Annotated in this window: 16 protein-coding genes and 1 pseudogene; 15 read left to right on the plus strand and 2 right to left on the minus strand. The window is 67.7% G+C overall.

The features are described from left to right. The first annotated feature begins 64 nt into the window (after positions 1-64). Positions 65-979, plus strand: a complete 915-nt coding sequence (locus ACIGFL_RS23170) for a LysR family transcriptional regulator (protein WP_397498699.1) — start codon at positions 65-67, stop codon at positions 977-979. Here ACIGFL_RS23170 and ACIGFL_RS23175 read toward each other — a convergent pair. Then, positions 969-1,892, minus strand: coding sequence for a LysR family transcriptional regulator (locus ACIGFL_RS23175; RefSeq protein ID WP_397498700.1), 924 nt, complete (start codon positions 1,890-1,892; stop codon positions 969-971). The two genes, ACIGFL_RS23170 and ACIGFL_RS23175, sit on opposite strands and share 11 nt — an antisense overlap. Before the next feature lie 110 nt (positions 1,893-2,002). Here ACIGFL_RS23175 and ACIGFL_RS23180 point away from each other — a divergent pair, with 110 nt between their 5' ends. The 7 genes from ACIGFL_RS23180 to ACIGFL_RS23210 all read left to right on the plus strand — a co-directional run bounded on the left by ACIGFL_RS23180 (position 2,003) and on the right by ACIGFL_RS23210 (position 8,218). Continuing rightward, positions 2,003-2,845: a type 1 glutamine amidotransferase domain-containing protein gene (locus ACIGFL_RS23180; protein WP_397498701.1), complete on the plus strand. Its 843-nt coding sequence runs from the start codon at positions 2,003-2,005 to the stop codon at positions 2,843-2,845. Positions 2,846-2,848: 3 nt separating this feature from the next. After that, the gene (locus tag ACIGFL_RS23185; protein ID WP_397498702.1) at positions 2,849-3,268 is read left to right on the plus strand and encodes a VOC family protein; all 420 of its coding nucleotides are present in this window, start codon (positions 2,849-2,851) and stop codon (positions 3,266-3,268) included. After that, a complete protein-coding gene (locus ACIGFL_RS23190; protein WP_397498703.1) occupies positions 3,252-3,932 on the plus strand; it encodes a cupin domain-containing protein in 681 nt (226 codons plus the stop codon). Before ACIGFL_RS23185 ends, ACIGFL_RS23190 begins: the two co-directional genes overlap by 17 nt. Positions 3,933-4,067: 135 nt before the next feature. Continuing rightward, a complete protein-coding gene (locus ACIGFL_RS23195; protein ID WP_397498704.1) occupies positions 4,068-5,087 on the plus strand; it encodes a hypothetical protein in 1,020 nt (339 codons plus the stop codon). A gap of 75 nt (positions 5,088-5,162) precedes the next feature. Then, complete coding sequence (locus tag ACIGFL_RS23200; RefSeq protein WP_397498705.1) at positions 5,163-5,345, plus strand: hypothetical protein; 183 nt, start codon at positions 5,163-5,165, stop codon at positions 5,343-5,345. Positions 5,346-5,466: 121 nt separating this feature from the next. Next, positions 5,467-6,834 (plus strand): glutamine synthetase family protein, encoded by a 1,368-nt coding sequence (locus ACIGFL_RS23205; RefSeq protein ID WP_397498706.1) that lies wholly within the window; start codon positions 5,467-5,469, stop codon positions 6,832-6,834. A 70-nt stretch (positions 6,835-6,904) separates the two neighbouring features. After that, a complete protein-coding gene (locus ACIGFL_RS23210; protein ID WP_397498707.1) occupies positions 6,905-8,218 on the plus strand; it encodes an NAD(P)/FAD-dependent oxidoreductase in 1,314 nt (437 codons plus the stop codon). A 295-nt stretch (positions 8,219-8,513) separates the two neighbouring features. On the opposite strand, the pseudogene ACIGFL_RS23215 reads toward ACIGFL_RS23210, so the two are convergent. Next, positions 8,514-8,726, minus strand: a pseudogene (locus ACIGFL_RS23215) (putative quinol monooxygenase); the annotation flags it as partial. Positions 8,727-9,046: 320 nt separating this feature from the next. Between ACIGFL_RS23215 and ACIGFL_RS23220 the strand changes: the two are divergent. From ACIGFL_RS23220 to ACIGFL_RS23250, 7 genes are all read left to right on the plus strand, one after another. Further along, positions 9,047-11,698 carry an excinuclease ABC subunit A gene (locus ACIGFL_RS23220; RefSeq protein WP_397498708.1) on the plus strand — a complete coding sequence of 884 codons (2,652 nt, stop codon included), beginning with the start codon at positions 9,047-9,049 and terminating at the stop codon, positions 11,696-11,698. Between the two features lie 478 nt (positions 11,699-12,176). Then, positions 12,177-13,262 carry a TRAP transporter substrate-binding protein gene (locus tag ACIGFL_RS23225; RefSeq protein ID WP_021442119.1) on the plus strand — a complete coding sequence of 362 codons (1,086 nt, stop codon included), beginning with the start codon at positions 12,177-12,179 and terminating at the stop codon, positions 13,260-13,262. A 72-nt stretch (positions 13,263-13,334) separates the two neighbouring features. Next, entirely contained in the window at positions 13,335-13,931 is a 597-nt protein-coding gene (locus tag ACIGFL_RS23230; RefSeq protein WP_031302637.1) for a TRAP transporter small permease subunit, read from the plus strand. Positions 13,932-13,947: 16 nt separating this feature from the next. Continuing rightward, positions 13,948-15,318 (plus strand): TRAP transporter large permease subunit, encoded by a 1,371-nt coding sequence (locus tag ACIGFL_RS23235; RefSeq protein WP_397498709.1) that lies wholly within the window; start codon positions 13,948-13,950, stop codon positions 15,316-15,318. 84 nt (positions 15,319-15,402) lie between these two features. Next, on the plus strand, positions 15,403-16,875 hold the full coding sequence (locus ACIGFL_RS23240; protein WP_397498710.1) for a sigma-54 interaction domain-containing protein: 1,473 nt from the start codon (positions 15,403-15,405) through the stop codon (positions 16,873-16,875). Between the two features lie 232 nt (positions 16,876-17,107). After that, positions 17,108-18,373, plus strand: a complete 1,266-nt coding sequence (locus ACIGFL_RS23245; protein ID WP_397498711.1) for an OprD family porin — start codon at positions 17,108-17,110, stop codon at positions 18,371-18,373. A gap of 133 nt (positions 18,374-18,506) precedes the next feature. Then, positions 18,507-19,274 (plus strand): 3-hydroxybutyrate dehydrogenase, encoded by a 768-nt coding sequence (locus tag ACIGFL_RS23250; RefSeq protein ID WP_397498712.1) that lies wholly within the window; start codon positions 18,507-18,509, stop codon positions 19,272-19,274. Positions 19,275-19,468 lie beyond the last annotated feature (194 nt).

Below are 19,468 nucleotides of genomic sequence, written 5' to 3' on the forward strand. Positions count from 1 at the left end.
GTTGCCAATAATCCGGGCAATGTGAAACCTTTGGTTCTCATATGGAAACAATGAGTGCCGCGCCATGAGCGAGCTGGAAGACCTGGTCGCCTTCGCCCTGCTGGTCGAGGCCGGCAGCTTCACCGCCGCCGCCGAGCGCCTGGGTTGCAGCAAGGGCCAGTTGTCCAAGCGCATCAGCGGCCTGGAGCGCAGCTTCGGCAGCCAGCTGCTGCACCGCACCACGCGGCGCCTGCACCTGACCGCCGCCGGCGCCGCGCTGTTGCCCGAGGCCCAGGCGCTGCAGGCCCAGGCCCAGCGCGCGCGACAGGCGGTGCGCAGCCTGCAAGACGAGGTGGCCGGCACGGTGCGCCTGACCGTGCCGGTGTCGCTCGGCGAGACCTTCTTCGATGCCCTGCTGCTGGACTTCGCCAGCCGCTACCCGCGGGTGCGCGTCGAGCTGGACCTGGCCAACGCCTACCGCGACCTGCTGGCCGACGGCTTCGACCTGGCCATCCGCTCCGGCGTGGAGCAGGACGAGCGCCTGGTGGCGCGGCCGCTGTTCGCCCTGCAGGAGATCACCTGCGCCGCGCCGGCCTACCTGGCGCACCACCCGGCGCCGCAGACGCCGGCCGAGTTGAGCCGCCACCAGTGCCTGCTCAATACCCACTACAGCGGTTTCGAGCAGTGGCTGTACCACCGCCAGCACCGCCTGGAGCGGGTGCCGGTGTCCGGGCAGCTGGCCAGCAACCACTACAGCCTGCTGAAGAAGGCGGCGCTGAGCGGCGCCGGCATCGCCCGCCTGCCGTCCTACATGGTCCAGGACGAGCTGGCCGATGGCCGCCTGCAATGGCTGCTGCGCGACTACCAGACGCGCAGCACCCCGGTGTTCCTCGTCCACCCCTGGCAGGGCAGCCTGCCGCGCCGGACCCAGGCGCTGGTGGACTACCTGCTGGGCTGGTTCGAGCGCAGCCGCCTGGCGCTGGACGGCCTCAACGTCTGAGCTCGCCGGCCACCTGCTGGATCTGCTGGCGCAGCCAGCGGCGCAGGCGGTCGGCGTCGGTGCGCTCATGCCAGATCTGCATCACTTCCACCTGTGGCAACTCCAGGCCCGCCGGCAGGGGGTGCAACACCAGCGAGTCGTCGCGCGCCACTGCCTCCTCGGCCACCGAGCGCAGGCAGGTCAGCAACAGTTCGCTGCCGCGCACCAGGCGGCTCGGCGCGATGAAGCTGGACAGCCCGGCCGCCACCCGGCGCGTCTGTCCCTGGGCCTGCAGGGCGCGGTCGACCAGGCCGTTGAGGTCTCCGGTGAGGGTGGTCAGCAGGTGTTCGCAGGCCAGGTAGGCCGGCAGGTCGAGCCCCCCGGCCAGGCGCGGATGGTCGCGCGCGGCGAGCACCACGAAGTCCTCGGAGAGCAGGCGCTGCTGGCGGAAGGTGTCCGGCAGGTTGGCGTAGAAGCCGGCGATGGCCAGGTCGCAGGTGCCTTTCTCCAGCTCCTCGCGCGGCAGCAGGCCGCGGGTGTTGTGGGTGATCAGCAGCAGGTTGGGCGCCTGCTCGCGCAGGCGCGGCAGCAGGGCGGGCAGCAGGGTCTGCTCGATGTAGTCGGTGGTGTAGAGGTGGATGCGCTCGGCGCGCTGCAGGAAGTCGCGGCCCTCGCACTGGTCGTAGAAGGCCTCCAGCTCGGCCACCAGGCGCTGCACCAGCGGCGCCAGCTCATGGGCCCGTGGCGTTGGCGTGAGGCCGCGCGGGGCGCGCACGAACAGCGCATCGCCCAGCTCGTGGCGCAGCTTGTTCAGCTTGTGGCTCAGCGCCGGCTGGCTCAGCGCCATGCGCGCGGCGGCCTGCGAGGCGTTGCGCTCCTGGTAGAGCATGTGGAAGACCAGCAGCAGGTTGAGGTCCTTGTTGGCGATATTCACTTTTTGGATACCAGAAATAAAAGCTTTCGAATTATCGAATCATAACCGCCCGCCTAAGATTCGCCTCATCCGAACGGACCCACGTTCGCCTCATTCAACGGAGACCGCCCATGAAGACCTTCCACCCGCTGGCCCTGGCCGTGCTCGCCGGCCTCGCCGCCACCCCGGCCTTCGCCGCCGAGCCCAAGGGCCAGGTGCTGGTGCTGCTGTCCAGCGAGAACCAGCTGGCGCTCAAAGATGGCCGGCACTACGCCACCGGCTACTACCTCAACGAGTTCGGCGTGCCGGCCGACCGCCTGCTCAAGGCCGGCTACGAGCTGGTGCTGGTGACGCCCAGGGGCAATGCGCCGAGCGTGGATCAGAAGTCCGTCGACCCGCAGTACTTCGGCGGCGATGCGGCCGAGATGCAGCGCATCCAGCAGGTGGTGGCCGGGCTGCCGGGCATCGACGACAGCCTGTCGCTCGACGAGGTGCTGGCCGGCGACCTGGGGCAGTACGAGGGGCTGTTCATCCCCGGTGGCCACGCGCCGCTGATCGACCTGGCCAACAACCCGCAGGTCGGCGCGCTGCTGCGCCATTTCCACCAGGCCGGCAAGCCCACCGCCGCCATTTGCCACGGCCCCATCGCGCTGCTGGCGGCGCAGGCCGACCCGCAGGGCTACGAGGCGGCGCTGGTCCGCGGCGACCAGCCGGCGGCCAAGGACTGGACCTACCAGGGCTACCGCATGACCATCTTCTCCGACCCGGAGGAGGCGGTGTTCGAGGGCTCCCTGGAGGGTGCGCGCATCCGCTACTACCCGGCCCCGGCAATGGCCACCGCCGGTGGCGACATGCAGTACGCCAAGGCCTGGCAGCCGCACGTGGTGGTCGACCGCGAGCTGATCACCGGTCAGAATCCCTTCTCCGACAAGGCCCTGGCCGAGGCCCTGCTGACCCTTCTGGAGCGGAGCTGAACGATGAAATACCTGCATACCATGGTGCGCGTCCGGGATCTGGATGCCTCGCTGCGCTTCTACCGCGATGCCCTCGGCCTGGAAGTGCTCAAGCAGCGCGAATACCCCCAGGGCCGCTTCACCCTGGTCTACCTGGCCGCCCCGGGCGACCGGGATGCCCAGGTCGAGCTGACCTACAACTGGGACACCGAGGACTATGGCAGCGCGCGCAACTTCGGCCACCTGGCCTACGCGGTGGACGATATCTACGCCGCCTGCCAGCGCCTGCAGGAACACGGCGTGACCATCAACCGCCCGCCGCGTGACGGCCACATGGCCTTCGTGCGCTCGCCGGACCAGATCTCCATCGAGCTGCTGCAGAAGGGCGAGCCGCTGGCGCCCGCCGAACCCTGGGTGTCCATGCCCAATGTCGGCAGCTGGTGAGCGCGCGGTGCGCCTGAACGCCGACTTCGCCCTGCCCGTGGTGATCCGCCCGGGCGATGCGCCCTGGGTGGCCTCGCCGCTGGCCGGGGTGGAACGGCAGATGCTCGACCGCGTTGGTGAAGAACTGGCACGGGCCACCTCCATCGTGCGCTACGCGCCGGGCTCGCACTTCAGCGCGCACGGGCATCCGGGCGGTGAGGAGTTCCTGGTGCTGGACGGGGTGTTTTCCGACGAACGTGGCGACTACCCGGCCGGCACCTACGTGCGCAATCCCATCGGCAGCCGCCACACGCCCTTCAGCCGCGAAGGCTGCACGATTTTCGTCAAGCTGATGCAGTTCGATGCGGCCGATCGCGCCGAGGTAGTGATCGACAGCCGCCGTGCCGACTGGACGCCGGGGGCGTTGCCCGGCCAGCACGAGCTGGCCCTGCACGCGTTCGCCGGCGAGCAGGTGCGCCTGCAGCGCTGGGCGCCCGACACCGTGCAAGCGCCGCAGGGCTATCCCGGCGGCGCCGAGTTTCTCGTGCTCGAAGGCAGCCTGCAGGACGAGCGCGGGGTGTATCCGGCGGGCAGCTGGCTGCGCTACCCGGCGCAGTTCAGCCATAGCCCGGGCAGCGCCGAGGGCTGCCTGCTCTGGTGCAAGACCGGGCACCTCGCGCCCTAGACGCCTGTACTGGCGGGTGCGGCGGGCGGTCTTCAACTGCTCGGCGAGCAGCGCGCACCTATACTGGGAGAGAGCGGACGCAGCGGCGCCATCTGCGGCCGTCCCTGGCCCCGGCATGGCGCGGGAGGCATCCCGATGCCCGGCTTGCGCCTGCTGCTCGCCGTGCCGCTGCTGGCGCTGGTGGCCTGCGCCTCGGCGCCCCCGGTGCAGGTGTCGGCATATACCTGGCGCCAGGTCGACCGCGATATCGCCGCCGCCTCGCGCAGCGCCGCCAGCCAGGCCCGCGAGCAGGCGCTGGCGGCCATGGATCGCTGGCTGGACCTGGTCTACCGCCAGACCGACACCGCCTATATCCCCTGGTTCTCCAGCTACTGGACCCAGCGCTGGCTGGGTTTCAAGGTCGCCTGGTACAAGCTCGACGGCGAAGGCGAGCGCGATGAGACCGTAAGCCGGCTCGCCCAGTACCTGCAGGAGCAGTACCAGGACCTGGTGCTGGAGCCGGTGGCAAGGGATATCGCGCCGCCGCAGATTCTCCAGCAGTCCACCCAGTTCTACCTGCGCCAGCTCGACCAGCAGCTGCCGGGCATCGCCCAGCGCCACGGCATCCCCGCGGCGCAGTTCGACCAGCATCTGCAGGCCATTGCGGCCATCGCCGTGCCGCCCGGCGCCTCGCTCTACCAGGTGCTCCGCGCCAAGCCGCTGGAGCGCCTGCCGGCCTACGCCGCGCTGATCGAGCGGATCGGTGCGCAGCCGGGCAACGCGCTGGCCTGGTCGGCGCATCCGGGCATCTCACAGGTGACCCGCAGCACCAGCGAACGCCTGGTCGACGACCTCACCACCAGCGGCGCCGCCAGCGTGATTTCCTCCATGGTCGGGCGCGCGGCCGGCCTGGTGGTGTCCATCGGCGCCTCGGTGTTCCGCGCCATGGTTCACGAGCGCGAGCGCCCGGTCACCGAGATGCAGCTGCGCCGCCACCTCAACGACGCCTTCGACGAGCAATGGCTGGCGCTGGTGCGCGATCCCGAGCGCGGCGTGATGGCCGGCATCGAGCACCTGTCCCGGCAGATCGAGGCCAGCCTCGGCGGACCCGGTGCGCTGCTGCCGCGCTACCGGCCGGTGCTGGCCGATGGGCAGCCGCTATGGCGCGAGCCCTGAACGCGCCGGCGCGCATTGTTTAGCCAGGGAATAACTGAATGTGTAAAAAATGCGATTTAACCGGGATTCGCCGCCATGCGAGTCTCCTTGGCCATGACTCCCGTCGCCCAGCGTCATCGCCACCCGCCCAGCGCCAGTCCGTTACGGACCCGCCTCGGCGCCGACCGGCTCAACCCCCTGCTGACCATCATCCTCGCCTTCTGGGCGCTGTGGCACTGCCGTCACGCGCGTCCACCGGACGCCGCGCCCGCCTGCTGACAGCAAGGGCTGCGCCATGCCCGCAGCCGTCCAACCCAGCCTTGTCTGCCGTAGCCAGGCGCTCGACCATCGAGCCGGCCGTGCGGACCCCGAGCGCCGAATTGGCGCAAGCGAGTGCAACATGACGAGTTTTGCCCCCGTGCAGGAAGCCGAGGATTTCCTCGCGCACAACCCCGATATCGAACTGATCGAGCTGTTCGTCCTCGACGCCAACGGCGTGCCGCGCGGCAAGCTGCTGCACCGCGAGGAGCTGCTGGCGCTGTACCGCAGCGGCCGGCCACTGCCGAGCACCATGCTCGGCCTGACCCTGCAGGGCGAGGACGTCGAGGACTCCGGCCTGGTCTGGGAGGTCGGCGACATCGACTGCCGCGCCTACCCGCTGCCCGGCAGCCTGGTGCGCCTGCCCTGGCGGCAGATCCCCACCGCCGCGGTACAGGTGTCGATGCACCCCACCGAAGGCCTGCCGGCCACCGTCGCCGATCCGCGCCAACTGCTGGTGCGGGTGATCGAGCAGCTCGAAGCCGACGGCTACCATCCGGTGATGGCCTGCGAGCTGGAGTTCTATCTGCTCGACCAGAAACCGGACGCCCAGGGCCGCCCGCAGCCGGCGCTGGACGCCGACGGCGGCCGCCCGCGGCAGACCCAGGTCTACGGCCTGCGCGAGCTGGAGCAGATCGAGCCGTTCCTCAAGGATTTGTACGCCGCCTGCAAGGCCCAGGGCATCCCGGTGCGCACGGCGATTTCCGAATACGCCCCCGGCCAGGTGGAGATCACCCTGGAACACGGCCCGGCGCTGGTGGCGATGGACCAGGCGGTGCGTTACAAGCGCCTGGTCAAGGGCGTGGCCCATGCCCACGGCATGCAGGCCTGCTTCATGGCCAAGCCGTTCGCCGAGATCGCCGGCACCGGCATGCATATGCACGTCAGCCTGGCCGATGGCGACGGCGCCAACCTGTTCGCCAGCGAGGACCCGGCCGGCACGCCGCTGCTGCGCCAGGCGGTCGGCGGCATGCTCGCCAGCCTGCTCGATTCGCTGCTGCTGTTCTGCCCCAACGCCAACTCCTACCGGCGCTTCCAGGCCAACAGCTATGCGCCGCTGGCGCCAACCTGGGGGGTGGACAACCGCACCGTCAGCCTGCGCGTGCCGGGCGGCCCGGCGCCGACCCGGCATGTCGAGCACCGCATCTGCGGCGCCGACGCCAACCCCTATCTGGCCGCCGCGGCGATCCTCGCCGGCATCCACCGCGGCATCCGCGAGGGGCTGGATCCGGGCGAGCCGGTGCAGGGCAACGGCTATGCCCAGGCCAAGGAATTGTTGCCCACCGACTGGCTGACTTCGATCCAGGCGCTGGAGCGCTCCGGCTGGGCGCGCGACGCCTTCGGCGCCGAGTTCCTCAAGGTGTTTCTCGCGGTCAAGCGCGCCGAGTACCGCCAGTTCATGGGCGAGGTCGGCGAGCAGGACTGGCGCTGGTACCTGAGCAACGCCTGAGTAGGGTGCGCGGTGCGCACCGAACCCATTCGTGGTGCGCACGGCGCACCCTCCGGCTGAAGGATATGCAATGAACGCCATCACCCAACCCGTCAAACCCGCCGCCGAGCGCGCGCTGTCCTACTACTCGGCCTCGCTCAACTGCGAGACCGACTACCCGACGCTGCAGGGCAGCGTGAGCGTCGACGTGGCCATCATCGGCGGCGGCTTCACCGGCGTCGCCACCGCCGTGGAGCTGGCCGAACGCGGCCTCAAGGTGGCCGTGATCGAGACCCACAAGATCGGCTGGGGCGCCACCGGGCGCAACGGCGGCCAGGTCACCGGCAGCCTGTCCGGCGACGAGGCCATGCGCAAGCAGATGCGCAACAGCCTGGGCGAGGAGGTGGATGACTTCATCTGGCACCTGCGCTGGCGCGGCCACCAGATCATCAAGAGCCGGGTGGAAAAGTACGGTATCGACTGCGACCTCAAGCACGGCCATCTGCACGCGGCGATGAAGCCGGTGCACATGGACGAGCTCAGGGCTTCCTATGAGGAAGCTGTGCGCCGCGGCATGGGCGAGGAGGTGACCCTGCTCGACGCCGCCGGCGTGCGCGCCCAGCTCGGCAGCGAGCTGTACTGCGGGGCGATCAGGAACAACCGCAACATGCACCTGCATCCGCTCAACCTGTGCATCGGCGAGGCCAAGGCGGCCGAGAGCCTGGGCGCGCTGATCTTCGAACATTCCGAGGTGCTGGAGATCGTCCACGGCGCGCGTCCGGCGGTGGTCACCCGCGGCGGGCGGATCGAGGCCAAGCAGGTGCTGCTGGCCGGCGACGTCTATCACAAGCTGGAGCGGCGCAAGCTCAAGGGCCTGATCTTCCCGGCCATGGGCGGCATCGTCACCACCGCGCCACTGGGCGAGCTGGCCCGCGAGATCAACCCGCAGGACCTGGCGGTGTACGACTGCCGCTTCGTGCTCGACTACTACCGCCTCACCGCCGACGGCCGCCTGCTGTTCGGCGGCGGCTGCAACTACTCCGGGCGCGATTCGCGGGATATCGCCGGCGAGCTGCGGCCGTGTATCGAGCGCACCTTCCCGCAGCTCAAGGGCGTGCAGATCGACTACCAGTGGAGCTGCGCCATGGGCATCGTGATGAACCGCATTCCGCAACTGGGCAAGCTGTCGAGCAACGTCTGGTACTGCCAGGGCTACTCCGGCCACGGCATTGCCACCACCCACATCATGGGCGAGATCATGGCCAAGGCCATCACCGGCGACCTGGAGCAGTACGACACCTTCGCCGCCTGCCGGCACATCAAGGTGCCGCTGGGCGACCAGCTCGGCAACCCGATGCTGGCCGCCGGCATGTGGTACTACCAGATGCTGGAGAAGCTGCGCTGAGTGTATTTACCGCGCTGAAGATGCGGTGCGGCGTGCTGATGTCGGGCCGATAGGCGCCAGGGGCAGGGCGGCTATCGGCCAGTTGCGGATCCATCTGCCGGTGAATTTGCTTTAGGACGCTGCTCCTGGCTTCACGCGTCGCGTTCATACCAGGTCGTCCGGTCTAAGGTCGTCCATGCAAGGGGTAAGCTAACCCGGCTTCCTGATCGGCCGGCTTCGCCAAAGGTCTACCGCTTCGAGGTATCCGCAATGGGGGTAGTTGGCGCCGGGGCGGTGAACGGCATTTCCCGCCGTGCTAGGCAATCTGGATCATCTGGCTGACAATCGGTGGCTCAACCAGTAGTTCACCTGCCAGCGCGCTGAACTGCAGATAATGCGCCCGCAGTACATGGTCATTCAGTGCTGCTTGATCCCGCCAGATCTCGTAGATCATGAAATCCTTCGGCGCTTCGACAGACCGGTGCAGGGTGTACTGAAGGCAACCAGTACGGGCTTTCATCGAGGATTTTAAAGCGTGGGCTGCTGCTCACCCCATAGATTGCGGATTCCACGGCCATCCGCCAGCTATTCCATGAACATTCGGCCACTGATTCCGCGGTGATCCAGCCCCCGTTCCACGCTCATCCGACACCCTTAAGGCAGCAACGCAGGATTAATTCACTACAGCGAATTCAAACATCCTGACGAACCGATACTGGAAGCGCGTGCTTGAGGAGAGCGGATCGCTGCTGCTGATTGCCGCTTCAATGCTTGCCGCAGTACGTTGGAGTGCCGGCGTTAACCGGAATTGCAGCCCATTGCCATCCACGAACCGTAGGACAAGAACACATGCCAAACCCCTCCTGCGGTGAATCTTCGTGTACCGCTGCAGCCAGTGGCCTTGTCGAAGTGCGCGGGGCGCGCGAGAACAACCTCAAGGATGTAGACGTCGCCATCCCGCGCAATGCACTGGTGGTGTTTTCAGGCGTCTCTGGCTCCGGCAAATCCTCGCTAGCATTCGGCACCATCTATGCCGAGGCGCAGCGGCGCTACTTCGAGTCGGTTGCGCCCTATGCGCGGCGTCTGATCGATCAGGCCGGCGTACCGGACGTCGATGCAATCGATGGTCTGCCGCCGGCGGTTGCATTGCAGCAGCAGCGTGGTGCCAGCAATGCGCGCTCTTCCGTGGGTAGCGTGACCACGCTCTCCAGCCTTGTGCGGATGATGTATTCGCGTGCCGGTGCCTATCCAGCCAATCAGCCGATGCTGTATGCCGAGGATTTTTCACCCAACACGCCACAGGGCGCATGCCCGGCCTGCCATGGCTTGGGCCATGTGTACGAGGTGACGGAGGCCACCATGGTGCCGGACCCGTCGCTCAGCATCCGTGAGCGCGCGATCGCCGCTTGGCCGCCTGCCTGGCATGGGCAGAACCTGCGCGACATCCTGGTCACCCTGGGTTATGACGTTGACCGACCGTGGAAGGATCTGCCGAAGAAGGACCGAGAGTGGATTCTGTTCACCGACGAAACGCCGACGGTGCCGGTGTACGCTGGCTTCACGCCTGCTGAAACCCGTGCGGCGCTCAAGCGGAAAATGGAACCCAGTTACATGGGGACCTTTACAGGCGCCCGACGTTATGTGTTGCACACCTTCGCCAACACACAAAGTGCGCTGATGAGAAAGCGGGTGTCGCGCTACATGGAAGGACGGTCGTGCCCGTCTTGCCATGGCAAGCGACTCAAGTCCGAAGCGCTGTCGGTGACTTTTGCCGGGGTGGATATCGGTGAGTTCATGCAAATGCCCCTCGACCGGTTGGCGGCCTTGCTTGAGCCGATCTCTGCGGGCGATTTCCGCGCCCATACGGCAGGTGCAGAGACTGACAGGGACACGACGAGGCGCGACCGGGCCGAACGTGCTGCAGCGGGCCGCGCGGTTCATGCGATATCGCCTGATGTGCGCCGCACCTCCGCGTTTTCGGAAGAGAAGCGCATCGCCGCCCAGCGACTGGCCGGCGGAGTGATGGCACGCCTGCGCCAATTGCGCGGACTGGGCCTGGGGTATCTAACGCTGGATCGTGCTACGCCCACGCTATCAGCCGGCGAACTGCAACGCTTGCGTCTAGCCACGCAACTGAGTTCCATGCTGTTCGGCGTGGTTTATGTGCTCGACGAACCCTCGGCGGGCCTGCATCCCGCGGACAGTCAGGCACTCTACGACTCCCTCGACAAGCTGCGGGATGCTGGCAATTCGGTGTTCGTGGTGGAACACGACCTGGACTTGATGCGCCGCGCGCAATGGCTGGTGGACGTGGGGCCGGATGCCGGCGAGCGCGGCGGTCGCGTGCTCTACAGTGGTGTGCCGGAAGGCCTGCGCGAGATTGCTGAGTCACGCACCGCGCGTTACCTGTTCGATGAGATCCCCGCTCCGGGGCGCCGTGGCCGCGAACCGGCCGGATGGCTGGAGCTACGGGGCATCCGTCGTCACAACCTGCATGGTGTGGATGCACGCATCCCGCTAGGCGTGCTGACGGCAGTTACCGGTATCTCCGGTTCGGGTAAATCGAGCCTTGTTGCCCAGGCCCTGCCGGAGTTGTTGCTCCTGCACCTGGGGCACGAACCCGAGGACGATGCGACAGGCAGCGCTAGCAGCGAAGGGCCGGCGGTGATCGAAGTTACCGGTGGTCATCTGGCGGGCGATGTGGATGTTGTGCAGCGCCTGGTTCAGGTGGATCAGAAGCCGATTGGTCGCACGCCACGCTCTAATCTGGCCACCTACACGGGCCTGTTCGACCACGTGCGCAAGTTGTTCGCCGCCACGCCCGATGCGCGCCGCCACCGCTATGACGCGGGGCGATTCTCTTTCAATGTGCCCAAGGGGCGCTGCGAAACCTGCGAGGGTGAAGGCTTCGTCAGCGTTGAGTTGCTGTTTATGCCCAGTGTCTACGCGCCCTGTCCGACATGCCATGGCGCCCGCTACAACGACGCCACGCTCACAGTGCAGTGGAACGGGCGAAACATCGCTGAAGTGCTGCAGATGACGGTGGAGGAGGCCCACGACTTCTTCGCAGGCGAAGATGCGGTGGCGCGACCACTCCAATTACTGCGCGAGATAGGGTTGGGCTACCTGCGCCTGGGGCAGCCTGCTACCGAGCTGTCGGGCGGCGAAGCGCAGCGCATCAAGCTCGCCACGGAGTTGCAGCGCAGCCAAAGGGGCCGCAGCCTTTACGTGCTTGATGAGCCGACCACTGGGCTGCATGCATCGGACGCTGACCGTTTATTGGTGCAGCTACAGCGCCTGGTCTATGCCGGCAATACCGTGGTGATGATCGAGCACGACATGCGCGCTGTGGCCCAAGCCGATTGGGTGCTCGACGTGGGGCCGGGGGCGGGTGATGCCGGCGGCCGCATCGTGGCGGACGGTACTCCTCAACAGGTGGCTCGGGCGTCAGGCAGCCGGACTGCTCCATTTCTTGCCGAAGCACTCATACGAGCTGAGTAGAGCCTATATGGCGTCAATTCTGCACGCCCCGGTCGAGCCCCTTCTGTGCACTCCGGCATTTGGGGGGCGTTACCGGCCGCCTCCCCAAACGCTTTAATGGCCGACAGAGCACCTTCACACTGAAGCATCCGGGGGCGACTGCGCTTATGCAGTCGCTCCTTGCACCTCTCCAAGCCATCACACTCCCGGCGGGCCTTCGCTGCCCTCCCATGTCCCCCACTCCAGCCGCCAATGTCCGGATTTCTGGACATGTCTGGCGGGCTCCTCGCGCAACTGTCCAGATTTCAAGACTTGGCCGCTGTGTTGGGTGGGCGAGCGCATTCTAACTCGTTGTTTTATATAGCCATTTAAAGATGGCACAGAGATCGCATTGGCGTATGGGCTAACGGCTGGCGCCGCTGCGGCGCGGAGTATTCCGCGTTGGTGCGAGCGACCGGGCCGTTGTTCGAAAACAATTACAACAAGAAGGAACTCCAGCATGTCCGTCACACATTCGTTTTCCCGCCTGACCTTGGGTATCTCTGCCGCCGCGCTGCTCGCCGGCAGTCTGCTGGCCGGCCCGGCGCTGGCCAGCGAGAAGATCCGCTGGCAGGTGCCCCTGGCCTTCCCCTCCCACCTGGTGGGCCTGACCACCCCGGTCAAGCACCTCTCCGAATCGCTCAAGGCCATCTCCGGCGGCGACATCCAGCTGCGCTACTACGAGCCGGGCGAGCTGGTGCCGCCGTTCGAGATCATGAACGCGGTGAGCAGCGGCAAGTACCCGGCCGGCTACACCTGGATCGGTTACGACCAGGGCAGCATCCCGGCGCTGCCGCTGTACTCCGGCGCGCCCTTCAACATGGAGCCGCCGGCCTACCTGGCCTGGTACTACCAGGGCGACGGCAAGCAGCTGCTGGAGGAGATCTACGCGCCGCACAAGATCCACCCGATGCTGTGCAGCATCATCGGCCCGGAAGGCGCCGGCTGGTTCGCCAAGCCGATCGAGCAGCTGCAGGACTTCGACGGCCTGCGCATCCGCTTCGCCGGCATCGGCGGCAAGGTGCTGGAGAAGCTCGGCGCCTCGGTGACCATGATCCCCGGCGGCGAGATCTACCAGGCGCTGGAGCGCAAGACCATCGACGCCACCGAGTTCTCCCAGCCGGCGATCGACAAGATGCTCGGCCTCGACCAGATCATCAAGAACTACATCATGCCGGGCTGGCACCAGACCCTGACCACCTCGCACCTGCTGGTCAACCAGGAGGTGTGGGACAAGCTGGAGCCGCAGAGCCGCGCGCTGATCGAGATGGGCTGCGAGTCGGCCACCCTCAAGGGCTTCGCCGAAAGCGAGTGGGCGCAGCCGACCGCCCTGGCCGCCTACCAGCAGGAAGGGGTCAAGCCGCAGGTGCTGCCCGAGCCGGTGCTGCGCGAACTGCAGCGCGTGAGCAACGAGGTGCTCGACGAGATGGCCGCCCAGGACCCGATGTTCAAGCGCGTGCTGAGCAGCCAGCGCGCGTTCATGGCGCAGCACGCCACCTGGCACGGCATGGGCTACCTGCCGCGGGACTACTACCAGCACGACTGATCGCGCCCAGTGACCCTGCACGGGCCCGGCCACGCCGCGGCCCGTCGCGTCTTCCTGTCCGAGGTTTTCCCGATGCAGCAACCTGCTTCCGCTGCGGCGCCTGGCGCCGAGCTACCCCATAACCGCCTGTCCAGGTTTCTGGACCGTCTCGTCGCCGCCATCGGCAAGGCCAGCGCCTGGCTGTGGCTGGCCGTGCTGCTGGTGGTGCTGTGCAACGTGTTCAGCCGCTTCATCCTGGCGCGCGGCTCGATCGCCCTGGAGGAGCTGTCCTGGCACCTGTTCGGCGCCGCCATGATGCTGTCGCTGGGCTACGCCGTGGTGCGCGACGACCATGTGCGCGTCGATGTGCTGCGCGAGAAGTTCCCGCTGCGCGCCCAGGCCTGGATCGAACTGCTGGGCATCGTCCTGCTGGCGCTGCCGGTGATCGGTCTGATGATCGACAGCCTGCTCGCCTACGCCCACACCGCCTTCGTCTACCTGGAGCATTCGCAGGCGCCGAGCGGGCTGCCCTATCGCTTCGTGTTCAAGAGCGTGCTGCCGCTGGGGCTGATTCTGGTGGCCATCGCCCTGATCGCCCGCGCCTCGCGCTGCAGCACCCTGCTGCTGCATTTCCCCCGGGCCGTCGACGCGCCCGCCGAGCCATCCAACGGCGCTCACCCGCACCCCTGATCACGAGGCTGAAATGATGGGTCTGGAACAAATTCTGGTTATCGCCATGTTCGCCGCCTTCATGGGCTTGCTGCTGCTCGGCTTTCCCGTGGCCTGGTCGCTGGCCGGCGTCGGCCTGATCTTCGCGGTCGTCGGCCATGTGCTGGTGAACCATTTCGACGCCGAACTCTGGTTCACCTGGAGCGGCACCATCGGCGTGCTGGACGCGCGCATCTACGGCATAGTCGCCAACGAGCTGATGGTGGCGCTGCCGCTGTTCATCTTCATGGGCATCATGCTCGACCGCTCCGGCATCGCCGAGCGCCTGATGCACAGCCTGGTGCGCGTGCTCGGCCCGCTGCGCGGCGGCTACGCCATCACCGTGGTCATAGTCGGCGTGCTGCTGGCCGCCTCCACCGGCATAGTCGGCGCCTCGGTGGTGCTGCTCGGCCTGCTCTCGCTCGGGCCGATGCTGCAGGCCAACTACAACAAGAGCCTGGCCGTGGGCACCGCCTGCTCGGTGGGCACCTTGGGCATCCTGGTACCGCCGAGCATCATGCTGGTGCTGATGGCCGACCGCCTCGGCACGCCGGCGGCCTCGGTCGGCAAGCTGTTCATGGGCGCGCTGATTCCCGGGCTGATGCTCGGCGTGCTCTACGTGCTGTACATCCTGATCGCCGCCTGGCTGAACAAGGACTTCGCCCCGGCGCCCAAGGACCGCCAGCCACTGGACGCCCGCGCGCTGCTCGACGTGCTGCTGGCCGTGGTGCCGCCGCTGGGGCTGATTCTCGCGGTGCTCGGCTCGATCTTCTTCGGCATCGCCACCACCACCGAGGCCTCGGCGGTGGGCGCCGCCGGCGCGGTGCTGATGGCCTGGTTCAGCCGGCGCCTGGACCTGGGTGTGATCAAGGAGGCGTTGTACCAGACCAGCCGCACCACGGCGTTCATCTTCGGCATCTTTATCGGCGCCACGGTGTTCGCCGCGGTGCTGCGCGGCCTCGGTGGCGACGACGTGGTGCGCGCGGCGCTGACCAGCCTGCCGTTCGGTCAGACCGGCGTGCTGCTCACGGTGCTGCTGATCACCTTCCTGCTGGGCTTCTTCCTCGACTGGGTGGAGATCACCCTGATCGTCCTGCCGCTGGTGGCGCCGGTGCTGTTCGCCATGGGCGTGGACCCGCTGTGGTTCGCCATCCTCTTCGCCCTGTGCCTGCAGACCTCCTTCCTCACCCCGCCGGTGGGCTTCGCCCTGTTCTACATCAAGGGCGTGTGCCCGCCGGGGATCACCACCCGGCACATCTACCTCGGCGTGCTGCCCTTCATCCTCCTGCAACTGCTCGGCCTGGCCCTGGTGTTCCACTTCGAGGCGCTGGCCACCTGGTTGCCCAACGAGGTGTATGGCGGGCCATGACCGCCATCGCCGCATGCGCGATGCCCTGCCCGGGTGGCAGGGCTTGCGTCATTTCCCGGACCAACCGATGGAGGCGCAACTGCCATGGCCATTTCCCGTGACGACCTCGACCAGCACGGCCTGATCATCGGCGTGTCGCCCGAGCGCTTTCGCGCCGTGGCCATGCCGCTGCTGTTCGACCACCTCGATGCCCAGTGCGAAGGCACCATCGCGGTCAACCGCCAGGCGCGCATCGTCTGGATCAACGACAAGTACGCGCAGAAGGTCGGCATCCGCGACCCGCGCAGCGCGCTGGGCAAGGAGGTCGAAGAGGTGCTGCCGGCCAGCCGCCTGCGCGAGGTGGTGGAAAGCGGCCAGCCGAGCATGCTCGACCTGATGGCCTTCGGCGACGAGCACTTCGTGGTCACCCGCATCCCCCTGCGCGACGCGGACGGTACCCTGGTCGGCGCCCTCGGCTTCGTGCTGTTCGACCGCGCCCGCCATCTCAAGCCGCTGATGGCCAAGTACAACCAGCTGCAGAGCCAGCTGCTCGCCACCCAGCACGAGCTGGCCAAGGCCCGTCGCGCGCGCTACACCATCGCCGGCTTCATCGGCGCCAGCGCGGCGGCCAGCGAGGTCAAGCGCCAGGCGCGCCGCGCCGCGCAGCTGGACGCCACGGTGCTGCTGCGTGGCGAGACCGGCACCGGCAAGGAGCTGCTGGCCCAGGGCATTCACAACCTGTCGCCGCGGGCCAACGGCCCCTTCGTCGCGGTCAACGTCGCGGCGATTCCGGAGACCCTGGTCGAGGCCGAGCTGTTCGGCACCGCGCCGGGGGCCTTCACCGGCGCCGAGCGCAAGGCGCGGATCGGCAAGTTCGAGGTGGCCAACGGCGGCACGCTGTTTCTCGACGAGATCGGCGACCTGCCGCTGCCCTTGCAGGCCAAGCTGCTGCGGGTGCTGCAGGAGCAGGAGGTGGAGCCGCTCGGCTCCAACCAGGTCAAGCCGCTCAACGTGCGGGTGATCGCCGCCACCCATATCGACCTGGAGGCCAAGGTGGCGGCCGGGCAGTTTCGCGGCGATCTGTACTACCGCCTCAACGTCCTGGCCCTGCAGGTGCCGCCGCTGCGCGAACGACGCGAGGACATCCCGGCGCTGGTGGAGTACCTGCTCGACGATATCGCCAACCGCTCCGCCCAGGCGCCCATGGAGCTGAGCCACAAGGCGCTGGCCCTGCTCGCCCGCCAGCCCTGGAAGGGCAACGTGCGCGAACTGCGCAACCTGCTCGAACGCGCCCAGCTGGATGTCGACGGCCCGCTGCTGGATGTGGCCCAGTTGCAGCCGCTGCTGGCCGCGCCCGGCAGCGCCGGAGCGCTGGAACCGCCGGCCAGCCCCGCCTCGCCCGGCGCCGACGAGCCGGTGCAGCCGCTGGCGCAGACCATCGCCCAGGCCGAACGCCGCGCCCTGCAGAGCATGCTGCTCGCCTGCCAGGGCAACCGCCGCCGCGCCGCCCTGCAGCTGGGCATCTCCCGCGCCAGCCTGTACAGCAAGCTGCAGCAGCACGGCCTGAGTCAGCGCTGAGTGACATCGGTTCGTCCGGCGTCCAGTCGGCTGGACAGCGAGTGCCGCCGCCAGCCGACATGTCCAGCGCAGCAGACGCTTTGCAGCCCCGCGCTCACCCCTCTGCATTCTCGGCGAAAGGCTCTGGCCCGCGGTATTGCGCCGACAGGCCGCGTGCCGGCAGGGGCTGGCACGCTTCTCGCTCTGCCTCCTGCGCCGCGCAACGCGGCCCATAACAACAAGAGGAAATACCATGCGACTGCACCACAGCTCCCTCTGCCAGCTGCTCTGCGGCGGTGCCGTACTGATCGCCGCCGGCCCCGCCAGCGCGGCCTTCGTCGACGACAGCAAGGCGGTGCTCGATGCCCGCAATTTCTACTTCAACCGCGACTTCCGGCAGAGCGGCGCGACCCAGGCCAAGGCCGAGGAGTGGGCCCAGGGCTTCATGCTGCGCTTCGAGTCCGGCTACACCGAGGGCCCCGTCGGTTTCGGCATCGACGCCATCGGCCTGCTCGGCCTCAAGCTCGATTCCAGCCCGGACCGGGTCGGCACCGGCATCCTCAAGAGCGACCGCGAGGCGCCCAAGCGTGCCCAGGACGAATACGGCGAGGCCGGCCTGACCGCCAAGCTGCGCGCCTCCAACAGCACCCTCAGGCTCGGCACCCTGCAACCTGTGCTGCCGGCGCTGATGCGCAACGACAGCCGCCTGCTGCCGCAGACCTTTCGCGGCGCCTGGCTGAGCAGCAACGAGATCGAGGGCCTGAGCCTGGACCTCGGCCGTCTCGACCGGGTCAACCAGCGCGATTCCTCGGATAACGAGGAGATGACCGTGTTCAACGGCGGCAAGCGCAATATCGTGCTGGGCAGCGCCAAGAGCAGCGACGAGTTCCTCTTCGCCGGTGGCCGCTACCAGTGGACCCCGGAATTGGCCACCAGCTACTACTACGGCGGCCTCGACGGCATCTACACACAGCACCTGGTCAACCTGGTGCACCAGCTGCCGCTGGGCGAGGGGCAGAGCTTCAAGTCGGACATCCGCTTCGCCCGCTCCAGCGACGACGGCGGCAGCAATGTCGACAACGACGCCTTCGGCGCGCTGTTCACCTATCGCCTAGGCGCCCAGAGCTTCACCGCCGGCTACCAGCACCTGTCCGGCGACACCGGTTTCGCCTACATCGCCGGCGCCGACAACGCGCTGATCAACCTGGTGCAGATCAACGACTTCGGCAATCAGGACGAGCGCTCCTGGCAGTTGCGCTACGACTTCGACTTCGCCGCGCTCGGCGTGCCGGGGCTGACCTTCATGACCCGCTACCTGTCCGGCGACAACGTCGACCGCGGCGCCGGGCAAAGCGAAGGCAAGACCTGGGAACGCAACACCGACCTGGCCTACGTGGTGCAGAGCGGCCCGCTGAAGAACCTCGGCCTGCGCCTGCGCAACGCCACCACCCGCAGCAACATCGGTGCGGATCTGGACGAGAACCGCTTCATCGTCAGCTACAGCCTGCCGCTCTGGTAAGGCCGCGCCCACGCATTGCGCTTACTCCTCGTGAAAGCCTTGCCGGGCCAGCGTGGCCCGGCCTTTTTCCGGCAAGCGAGAGCGGTGCGCCCCAACCGCTGCACCTTCATCTCAAACGACAAGGAACCCCAAGATGCTCAGTGGAAAGACCGCCCTGATCACCGGCTCGACCAGCGGCATCGGCCTCGGCATCGCCGAGGTGCTGGCGCGCAACGGCGCCAATGTCATTCTCAACGGCTTCGGCGACTGGCAGGCCGCCGCCGAGCAGCTGGCCCGCCACGACGGGCGCATCGGCTACCACGCCGCCGACCTCGCCGACCCGGCGCAGATCGAGGCGCTGTTCGACTACGCCCGCCGCGAGTTCGGCCGGGTCGATATCCTGGTCAACAACGCCGGCATCCAGCACGTCGCGCCGCTGCAGGACTTCCCGGCCGAGCGCTGGGACGCGATCCTCGCGCTCAACCTCAGCGCGGTATTCCATTGCACGCGCCTGGCCCTGCCCGACATGCGTGCGCAGGACTGGGGGCGCATCGTCAACATCGCCTCGGTGCACGGCAGCGTCGGCTCCCTCGGCAAGGCGGCCTACGTCGCGGCCAAGCACGGCGTGCTCGGCCTGACCAAGGTGGTGGCGCTGGAAACCGCCCTGAGCGGCGTCACCTGCAATGCCATCTGCCCCGGCTGGGTACTCACCCCGCTGGTGCAGCGACAGATCGACGCGCGCATCGCCGCCGGCGAGTCACCCGAGCAGGCGCGCACGGCGCTGCTGGCGGAGAAGCAGCCGTCGCAGGCTTTCGTCACCCCGCAGCAGCTGGGCGAGCTGGCGCTGTTCCTCTGCAGCCCGGCGGCGCAGCAGGTGCGCGGGGCGGCCTGGAACATCGACGGCGGCTGGCTGGCGCAGTGAGGCCTCAGAGCCTGTTCAAAGTCTGCTGCGCGTCGGCACTGCTGCGTTAAAAACAGGCTCGGCAAGCCGCTTGCGGCTAACGCACTTCAGTGCGGCCCCGAAGGGGCGAGCGGAGCGAGTAATGCTCATGTACAAAAGTACAGTCGCCCGCGACTCCGACCGTTCCTCGCCTGTTTTTGCGGGGCCGCCATCGG

It is taken from the genome of Pseudomonas sp. NPDC077649, assembly GCF_044542855.1.
Classification (GTDB): Bacteria; Pseudomonadota; Gammaproteobacteria; order Pseudomonadales; family Pseudomonadaceae; genus Aquipseudomonas.

What these genes read in the sequence shown, in the direction of transcription:
- ACIGFL_RS23225 (WP_021442119.1), top strand. Translation starts at nt 12,177, where the DNA reads ATGTCCGTCACACATTCGTTTTCCCGCCTGACCTTGGGTATCTCTGCC.
- ACIGFL_RS23200 (WP_397498705.1), top strand. Translation starts at nt 5,163, where the DNA reads ATGCGAGTCTCCTTGGCCATGACTCCCGTCGCCCAGCGTCATCGCCAC.
- ACIGFL_RS23240 (WP_397498710.1), top strand. Translation starts at nt 15,403, where the DNA reads ATGGCCATTTCCCGTGACGACCTCGACCAGCACGGCCTGATCATCGGC.
- ACIGFL_RS23205 (WP_397498706.1), top strand. Translation starts at nt 5,467, where the DNA reads ATGACGAGTTTTGCCCCCGTGCAGGAAGCCGAGGATTTCCTCGCGCAC.
- ACIGFL_RS23170 (WP_397498699.1), top strand. Translation starts at nt 65, where the DNA reads ATGAGCGAGCTGGAAGACCTGGTCGCCTTCGCCCTGCTGGTCGAGGCC.
- ACIGFL_RS23185 (WP_397498702.1), top strand. Translation starts at nt 2,849, where the DNA reads ATGAAATACCTGCATACCATGGTGCGCGTCCGGGATCTGGATGCCTCG.
- ACIGFL_RS23235 (WP_397498709.1), top strand. Translation starts at nt 13,948, where the DNA reads ATGGGTCTGGAACAAATTCTGGTTATCGCCATGTTCGCCGCCTTCATG.
- ACIGFL_RS23190 (WP_397498703.1), top strand. Translation starts at nt 3,252, where the DNA reads ATGTCGGCAGCTGGTGAGCGCGCGGTGCGCCTGAACGCCGACTTCGCC.
- ACIGFL_RS23220 (WP_397498708.1), top strand. Translation starts at nt 9,047, where the DNA reads ATGCCAAACCCCTCCTGCGGTGAATCTTCGTGTACCGCTGCAGCCAGT.
- ACIGFL_RS23180 (WP_397498701.1), top strand. Translation starts at nt 2,003, where the DNA reads ATGAAGACCTTCCACCCGCTGGCCCTGGCCGTGCTCGCCGGCCTCGCC.
- ACIGFL_RS23230 (WP_031302637.1), top strand. Translation starts at nt 13,335, where the DNA reads ATGCAGCAACCTGCTTCCGCTGCGGCGCCTGGCGCCGAGCTACCCCAT.
- ACIGFL_RS23250 (WP_397498712.1), top strand. Translation starts at nt 18,507, where the DNA reads ATGCTCAGTGGAAAGACCGCCCTGATCACCGGCTCGACCAGCGGCATC.
- ACIGFL_RS23245 (WP_397498711.1), top strand. Translation starts at nt 17,108, where the DNA reads ATGCGACTGCACCACAGCTCCCTCTGCCAGCTGCTCTGCGGCGGTGCC.
- ACIGFL_RS23195 (WP_397498704.1), top strand. Translation starts at nt 4,068, where the DNA reads ATGCCCGGCTTGCGCCTGCTGCTCGCCGTGCCGCTGCTGGCGCTGGTG.
- ACIGFL_RS23210 (WP_397498707.1), top strand. Translation starts at nt 6,905, where the DNA reads ATGAACGCCATCACCCAACCCGTCAAACCCGCCGCCGAGCGCGCGCTG.